The 15,600-nt window shown below is 42.8% G+C and carries 13 protein-coding genes and 1 tRNA gene; 5 read left to right on the plus strand and 9 right to left on the minus strand.

Going from position 1 to position 15,600, the window contains the following annotated elements:
• Positions 1–41: 41 nt before the first annotated feature.
• Positions 42–114: transfer RNA gene (locus FC62_RS03665), tRNA-Thr, on the minus strand.
• 145 nt (positions 115–259) lie between these two features.
• Between FC62_RS03665 and FC62_RS03670 the strand changes: the two genes are divergently transcribed.
• On the plus strand, positions 260–2,596 hold the full coding sequence (locus FC62_RS03670) for an LTA synthase family protein (protein WP_056946744.1): 2,337 nt from the start codon (positions 260–262) through the stop codon (positions 2,594–2,596).
• An 88-nt stretch (positions 2,597–2,684) separates the two neighbouring features.
• Here the strand turns inward: FC62_RS03670 and FC62_RS03675 are convergent, their stop codons facing one another.
• Positions 2,685–3,104: an Ohr family peroxiredoxin gene (locus tag FC62_RS03675; RefSeq protein ID WP_236693771.1), complete on the minus strand. Its 420-nt coding sequence runs from the start codon at positions 3,102–3,104 to the stop codon at positions 2,685–2,687.
• Positions 3,105–3,239: 135 nt separating this feature from the next.
• Between FC62_RS03675 and FC62_RS03680 the strand changes: the two genes are divergently transcribed.
• From FC62_RS03680 to FC62_RS03690, 3 genes are all read left to right on the plus strand, one after another.
• Positions 3,240–4,187 (plus strand): UbiA family prenyltransferase, encoded by a 948-nt coding sequence (locus FC62_RS03680; protein ID WP_054746265.1) that lies wholly within the window; start codon positions 3,240–3,242, stop codon positions 4,185–4,187.
• 42 nt (positions 4,188–4,229) lie between these two features.
• Positions 4,230–4,877: a metal-dependent transcriptional regulator gene (locus FC62_RS03685; protein ID WP_054746266.1), complete on the plus strand. Its 648-nt coding sequence runs from the start codon at positions 4,230–4,232 to the stop codon at positions 4,875–4,877.
• Between the two features lie 113 nt (positions 4,878–4,990).
• Entirely contained in the window at positions 4,991–5,947 is a 957-nt protein-coding gene (locus FC62_RS03690; protein ID WP_054746267.1) for a Gfo/Idh/MocA family protein, read from the plus strand.
• A gap of 236 nt (positions 5,948–6,183) precedes the next feature.
• On the opposite strand, the gene FC62_RS03695 is transcribed toward FC62_RS03690, so the two are convergent.
• From FC62_RS03695 to FC62_RS03705, 3 genes are all read right to left on the minus strand, one after another.
• Complete coding sequence (locus tag FC62_RS03695) at positions 6,184–7,278, minus strand: C40 family peptidase (protein ID WP_056946747.1); 1,095 nt, start codon at positions 7,276–7,278, stop codon at positions 6,184–6,186.
• Positions 7,279–7,464: 186 nt separating this feature from the next.
• Complete coding sequence (gene tyrS, locus FC62_RS03700) at positions 7,465–8,730, minus strand: tyrosine--tRNA ligase (protein WP_054746269.1); 1,266 nt, start codon at positions 8,728–8,730, stop codon at positions 7,465–7,467.
• A gap of 303 nt (positions 8,731–9,033) precedes the next feature.
• Positions 9,034–9,978: a glycosyltransferase family 2 protein gene (locus FC62_RS03705; protein WP_056946750.1), complete on the minus strand. Its 945-nt coding sequence runs from the start codon at positions 9,976–9,978 to the stop codon at positions 9,034–9,036.
• 165 nt (positions 9,979–10,143) lie between these two features.
• On the opposite strand from FC62_RS03705, the gene FC62_RS03710 reads away from it, so the two are divergent.
• Positions 10,144–11,073: a glycosyltransferase family 2 protein gene (locus FC62_RS03710; RefSeq protein ID WP_056946753.1), complete on the plus strand. Its 930-nt coding sequence runs from the start codon at positions 10,144–10,146 to the stop codon at positions 11,071–11,073.
• 184 nt (positions 11,074–11,257) lie between these two features.
• Here FC62_RS03710 and FC62_RS03715 read toward each other — a convergent pair whose 3' ends face one another.
• The 4 genes from FC62_RS03715 to brnQ form a co-directional block, all read right to left on the minus strand.
• Positions 11,258–11,878: a glycerol-3-phosphate acyltransferase gene (locus tag FC62_RS03715; protein WP_054746281.1), complete on the minus strand. Its 621-nt coding sequence runs from the start codon at positions 11,876–11,878 to the stop codon at positions 11,258–11,260.
• A gap of 14 nt (positions 11,879–11,892) precedes the next feature.
• Positions 11,893–13,014 (minus strand): LCP family protein, encoded by a 1,122-nt coding sequence (locus FC62_RS03720; RefSeq protein ID WP_056946756.1) that lies wholly within the window; start codon positions 13,012–13,014, stop codon positions 11,893–11,895.
• 153 nt (positions 13,015–13,167) lie between these two features.
• The gene (locus FC62_RS03725) at positions 13,168–14,046 is read right to left on the minus strand and encodes an aldose 1-epimerase family protein (RefSeq protein ID WP_056946760.1); all 879 of its coding nucleotides are present in this window, start codon (positions 14,044–14,046) and stop codon (positions 13,168–13,170) included.
• A gap of 146 nt (positions 14,047–14,192) precedes the next feature.
• The gene (gene brnQ / locus FC62_RS03730; protein ID WP_056946763.1) at positions 14,193–15,560 is read right to left on the minus strand and encodes a branched-chain amino acid transport system II carrier protein; all 1,368 of its coding nucleotides are present in this window, start codon (positions 15,558–15,560) and stop codon (positions 14,193–14,195) included.
• Positions 15,561–15,600: the final 40 nt, after the last annotated feature.

Raw genomic sequence — 15,600 nt, forward strand, 5'->3', positions numbered from 1 at the left:
TTCTTTACTCGACTTCTGCCCGATTAACAAAAACCTCATTAAGCCACTTGCCAGATTTGAACTGGCGACCCCCACCTTACCATGGTGATGCTCTACCTGCTGAGCTAAAGTGGCATAAATCCTCCAACAATCTTACTAATTACCTAGATAATCGTCAACTATTATCAATAAACAATTTGTCCAGATATTTTCGTGCTACAATAATGGTTAAATAAGTAGCTGTTTGCAACGGCTAAATCCAACAAAAATAAGGAGTTCCATGATTCAAGATATTAAAGTTCTCAGCCACAAAAACCTCACATTACACATACTCTGGCAATACATTAAGTACCACCCAACCAAATGGTGGCTTCTGGTAACGACGGCTTTCTATTTTTGTCTCTTCAAACTGCATATCTGGCGGGAGCAACGCTACCTCACTCAGCTCTGGCAATTTCTCAAACAGAGTGACTGGTCAGAAGCTGACTGGGCTACACACATTAAGCCGCTTAAACTAAAACACAGCACGCAATTCATGCTTCCAGAGACCATCATTGCACCCCTCCCGAACTTCCTATTACAAATCTTACTGGATGGGCAAGTACAACAGTTCTATGGAATCGACATTGATGTCAAGGGGCTCTCTGGTGAACCATATATGCCACTTGTGACACCATTAACAGATGCTAGTCGAATCCTGGTTACCCCTTCCTTTCAGCGGAGTTTTATCCAGCGGGTGAAAAAGCAGTTTAAAGCACCGATTCAAATCTATCATGCTGGTAAAATTTATCCCACCTACAGCCATTTCTGGTGGCATACATTCGCACTCAATGTGCGGGATGGCCTTATTCTAATTTACCTGGCTACATTTGCTACCTTTGTGATCACTACCATTGCCGGGGATCAGTACAACTTTCAGATGGTCACCGCAATCTTATTCCACCCGCGGCCTTTCCTTGCTAATATGTTCCCGGTCTTTATCACCATGATTTTTTGCTATCTGCTTTTTAGATCGCTCACTGTCGCCAGTCTGCTAGGGGCGTTACCATACCTCATTATCGGTCTGGTCAATCTCTTCATGCTTAAATACCGTAATTTTCCCTTTAAATACAGCGACATTGCTCTAGCAGGTGAAGCGCAGAATATGGGCACCCGTTACAGCTACATGCCACCCTACAAAGTTATTCTCCTAATTGTTGCGTTCGTACTTTTCAGTGTATTGATTGGATTACTGGTCAAAAGAACGGCGCTCAGTCCCTGGTTACGCACCGCCGGACTAGTACTCAGTGTCTTACTTTTCATCGTGGCCTTCAACAAGTTCTACCAGGATAATGAGCGCTATACGGCCGCATCAGACGTTAAATACGGCAACATATGGAACGGTACCAATCGCTATATGACGGCCGGGCCAATTTACTCATTCCTGCATTCAATTGGCGAAGACCAAATTAAAGAGCCCAAAGGATATGCTAAGCAGAAGGCCGAGAAGACATTAGCACAATACACTTATAAAGCTATTCCCGCTAAGAAAAAAATCAATATCTTAACAATCCAATTAGAGGCCTACGCTGACTTTGACCGATACAACCAAATTGACATCGATCCGTCAGTTTATGCCCCCCTGCGTGAAATCCAGGCACAGTCACTAACGGGTGATCTCACAACAACGATTTTCGGTGGCGGTACGGTAGATACTGAACGTAAACTTCTAACGGGATACAGTACACTGCCCCCACTCACGCACAACCAGAACTCTTTCGTGCACTATTTCAAGGAACAGAACTACGCGACACTTGCTCTCCACCCCGGCTATGGCTGGTTCTATAATCGGCAAAATACTAAAAAATATCTCGGTTTTGACAAATTCTATTATAAGGAGAATTATTACAATAAGAATGTCTCAAACGAACCTGTCGTGCCTGACAAATTAGTCTTTAACGACCTCTATCAGCAATTTAAGCAGGCAACCAATAATGGTAAGTTCCTCTTCAACCAGACCGTTACATACCAGAACCACGGCCCATATAAGACGACATATACGGGTACACCACTAGTGAAGTGGCAGGATGGTTATAACAAAGAAGACTACGCAATTATCAATAACTACCTCACCGGTATCCGTCAGACAAACGAGGCACTCCTGAACCTCATTAATAAGCTGAAAGGTGAAGATGCACCCGTCATCCTCGCCTTCTACGGTGATCACAAGCCATGGGGTGGTGCAAATAATAGCACGTACCAGATGCTGGGCATTGACCTTGACCAAGGAAGTGTGGCCGGCTACAGAAACTATTTCGATACACCATATGTAATGTGGGCTAATGCTAGCGCAAAGAAGTTAATGAAGACTGACCTTTCAGGCGCGGGGCCCAATATCTCACCAATGTACATTCTGCCAGAAATCTTTAGACACGCAGGCTGGCAAGGTAATCAGTACATGCAGTTACTACTAGATCAACAAGCCAAGCTACCTATTTTCGGTCTCAATGACATCTTTTGGTATAAGCAAAGTTATACACCAGATGTCCCGGCCGATCTCAAGCGGCGAATCAACCAGTTCCTGTACGTTCAATACTACTTGCAGACCCATTTCAAACCACAATCAATCACCAAATAACAATAAAAAACGAGATTATCACAAAGTTTTCCCCGGCTCAATGCCGCTTGTGTTAATCTCGTTTTTAGCTAATTATCAGGTGGTGAATTTACTCAGCTTCTAACACAACTTCGATGTTGCCAGCTGTTGCCTTTGAGTATGGGCAAATTTGTTCACCCTTCTTCATGTAAGACAGTGTCTCATCCTTACTGAGTCCCTCGATGTGACCAATTAGAGTTACGCGTAACTTAAAGTCTGTGCCAACACCATTGTAGAGGCTAACCTCAGCCCGTAACTTACGTGGCAAGTCCCCCTTGCCATCGGCTTCTAGTGGGAAGCTCATTGCACCGTTAAAGCAGGCAGAAAATCCAGCCGCAAAAAGTAGTTCTGGTGTAACTGTGTCTGGTGTTTCTGTCATTGAAGTCTTCACTTCAAAAGACTTGTTTGGGGTGTAGGAAACACCCTCACGGCCGCCCTCGTTAATTGCTGTCTTAACCGAAATCTTCTTCATTGCATCATAACTTGTCATGTTTGTAAAAACCTCCATTGTTTTTTCTAAAAACGCTTACAAATAAAGTTTAACATATTAGAATTAGATTGTATACAATCTTATGTGTTAATTTTGTAACATTTGCATTATCATTGTGTATTGGAGGTTTACAACATGTCATTAAAGAATTTTCTGGAATTTATCGAGATTCGTACCAAAACGCTCTCTGTGCTTGCGTTTATTGTCGGACTCTCGTTCACTTTCTACTACTTTGGTAACCTAAATTGGGTGAATACCGTACTCTTCTTCATCGCTATGTTCACGTTCGATATCGTGACAACAGAGATTAACAATACCATGGATTTCGTCAAGGCAAAGGATCAAAACTACCGTGACAACATTAATCTTCTCGGCCGTGAGCATATCTCTGTTGCGACTGCTGCCACCTATATCATCGTGGGGCTCGTCATTGCCAGTGCCATCGGCATCTACCTTGTCACACAGACAAACTTACTGTTACTAGCGCTTGGCGGGCTGTGCTTCATCATCGGTATCTTCTACACGTTCGGTCCGCTACCACTGTCTCGCCTTCCTTTAGGCGAAGTATTTTCTGGGGTGACCATGGGATTCGGTATTCCCTTTATCTTTGCCTACGTCAACCTAAATGACGCAGCATTACTGAGTCTAGAAATTGATCAGCATTGGAACTTTACGTTTAGCGGTTCCCTGATCGCCGTTGCTGCATTTGCGGTGGCCACGTACCCTATCGCCTGCTACATTGGCAACGTGATGCTCGCCAATAATCTGTCTGACATGGAGACTGATATCAAGAATCACCGCCTGACTTTTCCCATTATGGCTGGTAAAAAGCTTGCAGTACTCACATATGAATTTCTCGCCTTGAGCCCCTACCTGGCACTAATTGTCGCAGTGATCTTAAAATTCTTGCCAATCACTAGTTTATTAACATTCTTTACCTTGTTGAAAATTTATCCAAACGTCAAACTTTTTGCCAACAAACAAGACAAAAAGACAACCTTCCCCACTTCGATTCAAAACGCAACCATCTTTACTGTGGCCCTTGCGGTAACGACAATCGTTGGTGCGTTAATTAATTTCTAGAAGTAGAATGATTTGTTATAATAGGGCAAAGGCGGTAGCAAAATGACACTCTCATCAAATAAAGAAAATTATTTAAAAACGATTTTTGAACTCAGTTACGACAGGCAGAAGATTACAAACAAGAATATCGCGGATATACTCCAGGTGAGTGCACCGTCCGTGACCGAAATGATGGCTAACCTGACCAAATCAGGCCTCGTGACCCACACGCCATATAATGAGATATCACTGACCAAGGAAGGCCGACTACTGGCAACCGAGATGGTGCGCAAACATCGCCTGTGGGAGATTTTCCTCTACCAAAAGCTTGGCTATGGCATTGAGGAGGTTCACCGGGCAGCAGACACGCTGGAGCACTCCACCGATTCGAAACTAGCCGATCGGCTTAACGTCTTCCTTGAGAAGCCTGCACGTTGCCCACACGGTGGTATCGTACCTGGGAATTCTGTTGAAGAAGTCGAAAGCGACGTAATGATTTTGGCAGATGTACCGAACGATCAAACGGTCAGTATTGTGCGCGTGATGGACAATCACGAATTCCTCATGTATTTTGGTGAGCTAGGACTAAATATCGGTGAAGAGCTCACCGTGCTGCGCCACCAACCATTTGACGGTCCAGTCGAAGTTCAAGCTGGTAACCGTAAAATTCAGATTAGCCTCAAATCGGCACGCTATATTTTCGTGAAATAGGTTCATCTAAGTAATAATTCCAACTGTGGTAAATTCACCGCATGGTGGAATTTTTTTTAGTTAGCAAGTGGTAAAATGAACTTGGATAACAATCAAACAAAAGGAGAACCAAGATGACGAAGAACTTAAATTGGGGGATCGTTGGATTAGGAGCCATTGCGCACGACTTTGCCGCAAGCTTCAACCAGCCCGATAGCAAACTCTGCGCTGTAGCATCTAGAACAACGACCAAGGCTGAAGAATTTGCAACTAAATACGGGATCGAGAAAGCATATGGTGACTATGATGAAATGTTAGCGGACCCGGCACTCGATGTCGTCTATATTGCCGTACCAAACAAGCAACATATTGAGTACATCCTGAAAGCTCTGCATGCGGGCAAGCATGTCATGTCAGAAAAGGCAATCACGATTGATAGTCAGGAGTTGCAAGAAGCTATAGAACTCGCCGAAAAGAAGCAACTTGTATTAACAGAGGCCATGACAATCTTCAATATGCCACTCTACCGTGAATTACATTCAATCATCGCTTCTGGCAAATTAGGTAAACTCAAGATGATCCAGGCGCCTTTTGGCAGCTACAAGGAACCTAATCCGGAAAACCGCTTCTTTAATCCAGCACTAGCAGGAGGCGCTCTACTGGATATCGGGACGTATGCTGTATCCTTTGCACGTTGGTTCATGACCGCACAGCCGCAGGTTGTTGCATCCACTATGCAACCATTCTCAACTGGGGTTGATGAGCAATCTGTTACAATTCTCCAGAATAAGAATTCAGAGATGGCCGCCGTTACGCTCACCTTCCAGGCCAAGATGCCGAAACTTGGCATCGTTGCTTTTGAAAATGGCTACATTACAGTCGACGGTTATCCACGGTCAGATGTTGCTAAAATTTACTACAATGATGGCTCCGTGGAGACAATCGAATCAGGCGAGTCGGCTGAGGCGATGAACTACGAAATTGCGAATATGAACAAGATTATTAGGAAAGAGACTACAAACGAATCACTCTTCTATACCAGGGATGTGATTGATATCCTTGATCAGATGAGACAGCTATGGAACAGGTAGTGCCATAACACGCTTAGCTTTCGAGCACTAGTGAATTCAGGTGCTCACCACAAAGTGGTGACAAGCTGAAGAACTAGACGGAGAAAGTTGTGCTGGGAAACACAGTTAATAGGTAGTGCCACAGCACGCTTAGCTTTCGAGTACTAGTGAATACCTAAAGAACTGATTAAAAATTCCACATAACATAAAAAGAGCATTCCAGCTGGAATGCTCTTTTACTTTGGATTGATTTTATTTTAGAGACGACGACCAAAGCTTGGTGTGAAGTATTGCACGCTACCAACTTTAACGTTTTGGCCTGGTCGTGGTGCATGAATATATTGGCCACCACCAATGTAAATACCTACGTGATATGCACTACCAACGCCACCCCAGAATACGAGATCACCAGCTTGCAACTGTGAAACGCTGACATATGAACCAACATTACTTTGATCTTGTGATACACGTGGCAATGAAATACCAGCCATATTAGCCGCGTACTGAACTAGACCAGAACAGTCAAAGCCAGCAGGTGTTCGACCACCCGAAACATAAGGAACACCGATAAATTGTGCTGCATTTTGAATTAAGCTTGATGAACCCTTAAAGCTCTTAGCAGCCTGCGTTGTTGTCGCATTCCAAGCAGTCTTCACTAATTGCTGTGTCTTGGCAGAATCTGCCTTTTGCCTTGCCTCAAGTTCTTTTCTGTTGTCCCACATTTCTTGTTGTAACTTAGTTTGACTTTCTTTTGCCTTAGTTTTGGCAGCTTTCAGAGATGTCATTTCTGAATCAGCTTTCGCCTTTGCAGCAACAATCTTAGCTTGTTCAGCTTCTTGACTTTCCGCCAAAGCGTTTAACTTAGATTTTGCTTCGTTTACGTCATCGATTGCAGCCTTATTAGCTGAGCTAATCTTACCAACAGCCATTGAACGGCCAATCAAATCAGAGAAATTATCTGAGCTTAATAAATAGTCAATATAGATATTGCCCGAAACACTCTTGTTTGATTCTTTCTGTAATTCAACAACTTGGTCACGTAAAACTTCTTTACGCTCATCAAGTTCCTTCTTAGCAGCTTTAATTTCTGACTTAGTCTTAGCTATTTCAGCCTTAGACTTTTCAATCTTGGTGTTGATTTTACTTATCTCAACCTGTTTCATTGAAACTTGATTATTTAACTTAGCTACTTTTTGATTTAATTCGTTTAATTTTGTTTGTAATGATGTGTTGGGTGTTGCTTCAACTGTGTTACTAGTAACCCCCGCGAAACTAGTTAACCCCGTGGTGCCAACGCCAGCTAAAGCGAGCGCAGCTACTGCTGTAAAAGTAATTTTTTTAATGGATTTCAAAATATCTTCCTCGTTAACTTATTTTTCGAACGAGACTAAGTATAACTTAGTTACATTACAGCGCAATTACAGGCAAGTTAAGGTTCGTACCAATATGAATCCCCTTACAACAGGGTTTAGGTCAATTGCTGTCACACTAATAAAATTGCAAGCGTTCTATTTTACGGTGGTGTTACAAAAAAGAATTTATTCCTCCACCGTCACAAGTGTATATTTCTTCTTGCCCTTACGAACAATTACGAACTTTCCGTCAAATGCGGCGCTTGGATCCACGATAAATTCTAAGTCAGTTTGTCTCTCACCGTTCAGATAGATTGCCCCATTCTGGACATCTTCTCTGGCCTGTCTCCTTGACGGCTCAATTTTGGTTACATCGACCAAGAACTCAACAATATTAACTGGTTCGTGCGTCATTGTGGCACTTGGCATGTTCTTAAAGCCCTGTTCAATCTCAGCTGAAGTAAGATTCTTCAGCTCACCCGTGAAGAGCGCATGTGTGATGTGCTTCGCCTGTTGCAGTGCCTCTTCACCGTGGACAAAACGAGTAACTTCTTCAGCCAGTTTAATCTGGGCAGCACGCTGCTCAGGCGCTGTCTTCACCTGCTCCTCGAGGGCATCAATTTCTTCATGACTGAGGAAGGTAAAGTACTTCAGGTATTTGATTACATCGCGGTCGTCTTGATTAATCCAAAATTGGTAAAATTCGTACGGCGTGGTTTTCTCCGGGTCAAGCCAAACAGCACCGCCAGCGGTCTTACCAAACTTCGTACCATCGGACTTCAACATCAACGGAATAGTGAGACCGTAAGCCTCTTGCTCAGCGCCGCCCAGCTTATGAATCAAGTCTGTTCCCGCGGTAATATTGCCCCATTGATCTGCTCCACCAATCTGAAGTTGGACACCATAATTCTTATTCAACTCATAGAAATCAATCGACTGGAGGATTTGATACGTGAATTCAGTGTAGGAAATACCCACTTCCAACCGGCTGGCCACAACCTCCTTATTCAGCATGGTTTTCAGATTGAATAATTTACCATAATCACGCAAGAATTCTAGTAAGGAAATCTGGGACAACCATTCGTAGTTGTTCACTATTGTGAAATTCTCTGTGCCGAAAAGTTGCTCCATCATCTTGGTTAGAGCGACCTCGTTATGATGTACTTGCTCCATCGACTGGAGCACCCGCTCGGAGTTTTTGCCGGAAGGATCACCAATGGAGCCTGTCCCACCACCGATAACGATAACCGGGTGATGCCCGGCCTCTTGGAATCTTTTAAGAATCATGAATGGGATCAAGTGACCAATGTGCAAGGAATCTCCCGTGGGATCGACGCCACAGTAGAGCGAAATTTCCTTTCGTGCCACCAACTTACGGAGCCCCTCCTCGTCGGTCTGCTGATTGATTGCTCCACGCCATTCTAAATCGCTGATAATATCAAATTTTGCCATGTTTTTCCTCCATCAAAAAATCCCTAGTAGCAAAAAACTACTAGGGACGAATTAATATCTAAGTCGTGGTACCACCCAAATTCGGAGCAAAGCTCCCTCTACATTGTTATCGAGGTTTCCCCCGTCGAGAAATAATCGTATTTCGCTGACACAATCTGCCTAGTTCCCACTAACCACTAGTTCTCTGACCACTGAATTATGCCGCTACTCAATTGTAACTAAATCTCGCTAAAGTGATTCTAACAACAAAAGAAATTTTTAGCAAGTAACTCTGAATTATTGACAACCGCACCTTTAGCTATATTATTTGCCAATTCTCTCTTCAATGGTATATCTAGGTCGGTGTTTCACTTCAGTTGTAACTTTACCAATATATTCGCCGATTACACCTAAGCTAATCATCTGAAAGCCCCCGATAATCCAAATTGAAATCATTAATGAAGACCATCCTTCATTTGCTTTACCAATCAATTTGACGATCACAGAATAAACAAATGCAATCATGCCAAACAAACTAAACAGAATACCCAAAATTAGGATCGCTCTCACGGGAGCAATTGTTAACGATGTAATACCATCCCAAGCAAAGGCAAGCATTTTTTTCAAAGGATATTTTGATTCACCAGCAAGTCTTGGTGTTCTTTTGTAGTAAACTTTTACACTTTTATATCCAAGCATTGGAATTATTCCACGTAAAAACAAATTTCTTTCTTTATATTCAAGTAGTGTCTCCACAGCCCTCTTACTCATTAGTCTAAAATCTGCATGATTAGGTACGACCTTAACACCAAGAATATTCAATATACGATAGTATCCCTGGGCGGTAGTTCTCTTAAACCACGTGTCTTGCTCACGATTATTTCGGACACCATAGACAACTTCGTTACCTTCGTTAAATCGATCAACCATTATTTTGATGACATTAGGGTTGTCTTGTAAATCTGCATCGATGGTTACAATCATATCGGACGTTTCAATTGCTTCACTCATTCCAGCCACTAAAGCATCTTGGTGGCCAAAATTTCTGCTGAATTTAATTCCAGTAAAACGGTAATTTTCAGAATTTAACTCTCTTAGTATTTCCCAAGTATTATCTTTAGATCCATCATCAACGACTAAAATATTTGAATCTTCTGCTATTTTACTTTCGCTGATTAAGTCATCTTCAATTTGAAGAAGTGTGACCAAAGTTGTCTTCAGAACTTCCTGTTCATTGAAGGCAGGTATAACAATTGTCAGTTTATTCATAAATATCTTCTTCTCCACCATTATAAACAAATCATACTACACTTAAGCTACTAAACTAAAGACAAATTTATATTTAAGTAATTTAAAAGGTGTGTCAAAAACCTTGTGTAAACATAACAGCCGATTATGATAAACTTAATTTATTAACGTGGAGGAAATATTTTAATGACACAAAAAGTTTCAATAATAGTTCCCTGCTATAATGAACAAGAAAGCGTGCCGCTATTTTACACCGCCATCAGTAAGGTTTTTTCCAACATAGACTACGAAATAGAACTGCTCTATGTTGATGATGGCTCAAGTGACGACACCCTTAATTCGATACGCAAGGTTCAGAAATTAGACCCAGACCACGTTCATTATCTGACCTTTTCACGCAACTTCGGTAAAGAGGCTGCGATGTATGCAGGGTTACAGAACGTGACTGGTGACTATGTAGGAATTATGGATGTTGACCTACAAGATCCACCAGAATTGATTCCGAAAATGCTCGCAGAAATTGAAAACAACAACTATGATGTTGTCGGTTCACGCCGGGTTACTCGTGCTGGCGAACCAAAGATTCGTTCATTTTTTGCCAGAATGTTCTACAAACTAATCAACAAAATATCCGAAACCGAGATTGTTGATGGCGCGCGTGATTTCCGGATTATGACAAGGCAAGTTGTCAACTCCATCCTCACTGTGACTGAGTATAATCGTTTCTCGAAAGGTATTTTTTCTTGGGTTGGTTACAAAACCAAGTACCTAGAATATGAGAACCGTGACCGCGTAGCCGGTGAAACCAGTTGGTCCTTCTGGAAATTACTCCAGTATTCGATCGATGGAATTATTTCCTTCTCAGAAGCACCCCTCTCAATTGCAGTATGGGTCGGTCTTGCAACATCAATTGGATCTTTGGTTGCAATATTTATAATTGTCATTCGGACTCTGTTGTATGGTGACCCCACTGCAGGTTGGCCATCAATGGTCTCTATCTTCTTACTGGTTAGCGGAGTTATTTTACTCTCACTCGGAATCATTGGTAAATATATTGGCAAAATTTTCATTGAGGTGAAGAATCGACCGGTTTATATCATCAAAGAGAAGAAATAGCAAAAAACAAGAGTTAGTAGTCCGACGGACTTACTAACTCTTGTTTTTGTGTGTTGAGATTAGGAAACTAGTCCCGTTGCATGTCACTACTTGTTTAATTGTGTTCCCTGCAACAACTTGTTTAATTGTGTTCCCTGCAACAACTTGTTTAATTGTGTTCCCTGCAACAACTCTTTGCATGTCACTACTTGTTTTTAAATCTCTGTTTCGTTGACTTCAAGATGTCGACCTTCTTCGCATTGCCTTGAACCAAGTCTTTCAAATCAGTCCGAAACTGCCAAATCATGATTAACGTCAACACGAGGAAAACATACATTGTCTCCGTATCACCACGCATCATGTACTGCGCCGTCATCAGGAGCAACGCGAGTATTGGCGGTACAGTGAGATTCTGTGACACTACCAAGACAAACAATGCAACCAAAAGCTCGATTAGACCGAGCCGCCAATCAAAAATCAGCATGAACAGGACGCTAACTGCCACACCTTTACCACCCTTAAATTTCTGCCAGATTGGAAAATCATGGCCTAAGGTCAGTCCAAGGCCAGCATATAGCATTGCTAGTTCTGCGTCTGCTGTGAAAATAAATTGGACGAGTACGAGTGCCACGAGTGTCTTAAACAAGTCACCAATTAGTACCAATATCCCAGCCTTTTTGCCTAGAACAGCACCAACATTCGCCGTACCCGGATTGCCCGAGCCAAACTCGGTCGGTGCCGGCTGGCCGAAAAACTTGGCCACCACAAAAGCTGACAAGATATTACCAAATGCATATCCTATCAGTAATGAAACTATTCTCACTATCATCAATTCACCCATTAATTTGTGCCATCCCAAATCACACCAGGATTACTCTTCGAATAGATTGTGAATGGTTGTGTATAAACACCGCTGTGCCAATCAAACGTTGTATTCTGCTCATTCTGGTAAGTCTCATTATTATCCAATGTCTCAGTCTCAAGGCCCATCTGCTCCCTGATCAAGTCCGAGATTCGCTGAAGTTCAGTCGTTGCCATAATCTGGTATGATGCATCCCCGATAAACGCGGGCGTACCATGCAGATAATCACTCTTCATATTATCCGCTGCACTAGTATAGTTACGCATAATACTTATCATGTTGTTAAAGGTTAGATTAGTACGCACATTATCCTCAAAGGAGTCAAGGATGGTCTCCAGGTTCTTGACCGTGTTCAATGAAATTGCGTTTTTTACAATAGACTTAATCACCTGACGTTGACGCTTCTGACGCCCATAATCATTCTCGGGGTCATCATAACGCATCCGAGCATACGCCAATGCCTGTGCACCATTCAGATGCATTGGGCCCTTCGTAAACGTGTAGCCGCCGTAGGAAAATGTGAATGGTACCTGAACGTCCACACCGTCAACCGCGTTGACAATCTTCTCAAGCCCGGCCATATTAACCTCGACATAATACTTCAATGGTACATTCACAAGGGCGCTAACGGTGTTCATCGCCATCTTGGCCTTACCAATACTGTAGGCAGCATTAATCTTCTGCACGTTAAAACTGCTAGTGCCGATCATCTCAGCCATCGTATCACGGGGTACACTGAACAGCGCTGAGCGTTTATTCTGAGCATCAATCGTCGCAACAATAATTGTATCGGTATTTGAAATCTCATCGCTCCGACCGAACTTACCAGTATCTGTACCTAGTAACAGAATCGAAACGGGATTCTTACCATCAAAAAAGCCAGGATCAACATTAACAGCATTCTTAGAATCATATGTTTTATCAACCGCGTTTTTCGCTCTAAAGTATGTATAACCCGCATATGTACCAAAGCCAATCAGCAGCAAAATCAACACAATCAATATGTTTCTCAGAAAATGATGTTTTTTCGGTTCTCTGGCCAAATTATCATTCTTGTGTAACTCAGCCCGCGTCATCGTTGATTTATCATTCTCGCTCATGAACGTTCCTCATTCTTCTCATGTCTAACGGTATTATAGCAAGAAACTAACGAAAATGAAGAATTATTGTCATTTCTTAAGAAAAATAATATTAAAAACCACCTAAAGCTCTCTTTACTCGGAGGTTAGGTGGTCAATAATGCCTACTAAATTTTAAAGAAGTTTCATCATATAAGAACCGTTGTACTTAGAGCCCGGTTCGAGGGTCACATTACCCTCCTTCGTCAGCCAATCGGTTGGCTCACCGTGGACATCAGGTAATCCATTAAACGGCTCAATACACAGAAATGGTTCCTCGGCGTTCTCCATCGTCCAAAGTGTGACATACGGGAAGTCTTCAAGCGTCAATTCAATGCTGTGTTCGGACTGTGGACTGCTTAACTTGATTGCCGTCAATCCCTGATTAGCAATAATAATCAGTCCGTCATCAAACGTCTCATGCGTGAGCGGCAGTGTAGAACCGCGTCCGGCAGTCAAATCAACTACTTTACCGGTTCTAAAAGGTGCTGGTCCAATCTCAAACTTCTGTAATTGTGGTACCTCAGGTGAGACTGTGATTTGATAATCCGAGAAGGCCAACTGGTCACCATTCATTGGTACGTTGAAGCCAGGATGTGAGCCCAATGCAAACGGCATTAACTCCGTTGAATTATTAATGACTTCGTATGACGTAATCAAATTTGACTCACTCAACTGATATGTCACGCTTAGTGAGAATTGGAACGGAAACTTCACTAATGTTTCTGGATTATCCGTCAAAGTGAGTGTCACGTGGTCATCGCCCTTATCAACCGGCGTCCATGCATAGTCGCGCGCAAAGCCATGTTGCGTCATCGGATACGTTTTCTCGTTTAATACATATTGGTCCTCATTTGAACGACCAATGGCTGGAAACAGAATTGGTGCATGCCGTTTCCAGGCGGTACCATTCCAAATAAAATCAAAATTATCATTTTTTTGAATAATATGAGTAATCTCGGCCCCAACTTCATTAATTTCAACCTGTAAAAATTCATTCTCAATTGAAAGCATTCTTGTCCCCATTCTAAAAGCCAACCGGCAAGAAATGAACGGGACCCAAACCGTTCTAGTTGAAACATCTAGACCAATTGACGCAATTATTTATTATTTTACCACATAAAAAACAATGTCGTTAACACATTGTCATTTTTCTCTATTTATTTTGTTAGACCAATCTTTCTATAGCGTAGCATGTAATAGATCCACGAGATTAAAAAGCCAATAATGCTTGGAATAATCCAGGTTAAGCCAATGTCATAGAATGGTAAGTGGCTCTGAATATTGGCAATTGCTTGGCCAAATGCGCTACCACTAATTTGCTTCGGTAACTTCACCACAAAGTCTAGTAAGGCGGGAACAATCGTCAACAAGAGCGTCCCCCGATAGAGCTGCTTAGCAGCAGGTGCATCGTAGACCGTGAGCCCCAGTAAGACGAGTACGATCACAATTGGGTAGAGGAACATCAGGATAGGAACCGACCAACGAATTAGTTTCTCCAGTCCGATGTTCGCTACCCCAAACGAAGCAACCGTTGAGATAGTCAGCCATGCCCGGTAACTCAACTTACTAAAACTGCGGTGGAAGTCTTCAGCGAAGGAAGTTAATAGGCCAATGGCCGTAGTCAGACAGGCTAGAATAATCAACGCTGCTAAGAACAATTGTCCCGGTTCGCCCATCAGGTGCCGCACTATTTGAACCAGTGTGGTTCCGCCTTCGGCCGCAATTTGCTCTTTGCCAAGCGACATGGCTCCGAGCAGAATCAGGCCAACATAGATTAAGCCGGTCAGTAGGAAGGTTAAAATACCCGATAAACTTGTAATGCGCTCAACATCACGCTTCTTACGGTAACCCATCTCTCGAACAGAGTTGACTACGGCGCCCCCGAATACCAACCCCGCTAGCATATCAAGCGTATTGTAGCCTTCCAAAAAGCCCTTGAAATAGGTGCCATTACCGAAGTTTGCCTGTCCCGCCTCTAAATTTGGATTACCCATCGGGTTCAGCATGGCCAGAACGAACAAAGTCGCTAATAATATCAAGAATAATGGATTCATGATTTTGCCAACTGTATCGATAATCGTCGATTCACGATTAGCAAAGTAGAACGCTACCGCAAAGAAAAGCGCGCTGTAAATCAACAGTGCTAGCTGCGAATGCTGTCCACCTAAAAGTGGCTTGATGCCAACGGCAAACGACACTGTGGCTACCCTAGGTGTGGCGTATAGCGGACCAATCGTTACTTGTACCAGAATCATGAACAATAAGGCGAACTTGGTGCCAGCAGGGTTGCCCAAGTCACGAATACCCGAGGCATTCGACTTGCTAATCACCAGGATGGCCAGCAGCGGCATCAACACGGATGCGGTCAAGAAGCCCAATGTGGCCACCAACCAATGTGAACCGGCCATCTGCCCCAGGTGAATTGGGAAAATCAGATTTCCTGCACCGAAGAACAGCCCAAAGAGCAACGAAGCAATCACAAAATATTTTTTTATGCCCGTTTGGGGCTCGTTTAAATCATTCACTAGAAAATCTCCTCAACTGGTCATCGTTATAACACTAAAT

The sequence above is a fragment of the Amylolactobacillus amylotrophicus DSM 20534 genome (assembly GCF_001434555.1).
GTDB classification, from domain to species: domain Bacteria; phylum Bacillota; class Bacilli; order Lactobacillales; family Lactobacillaceae; genus Amylolactobacillus; species Amylolactobacillus amylophilus.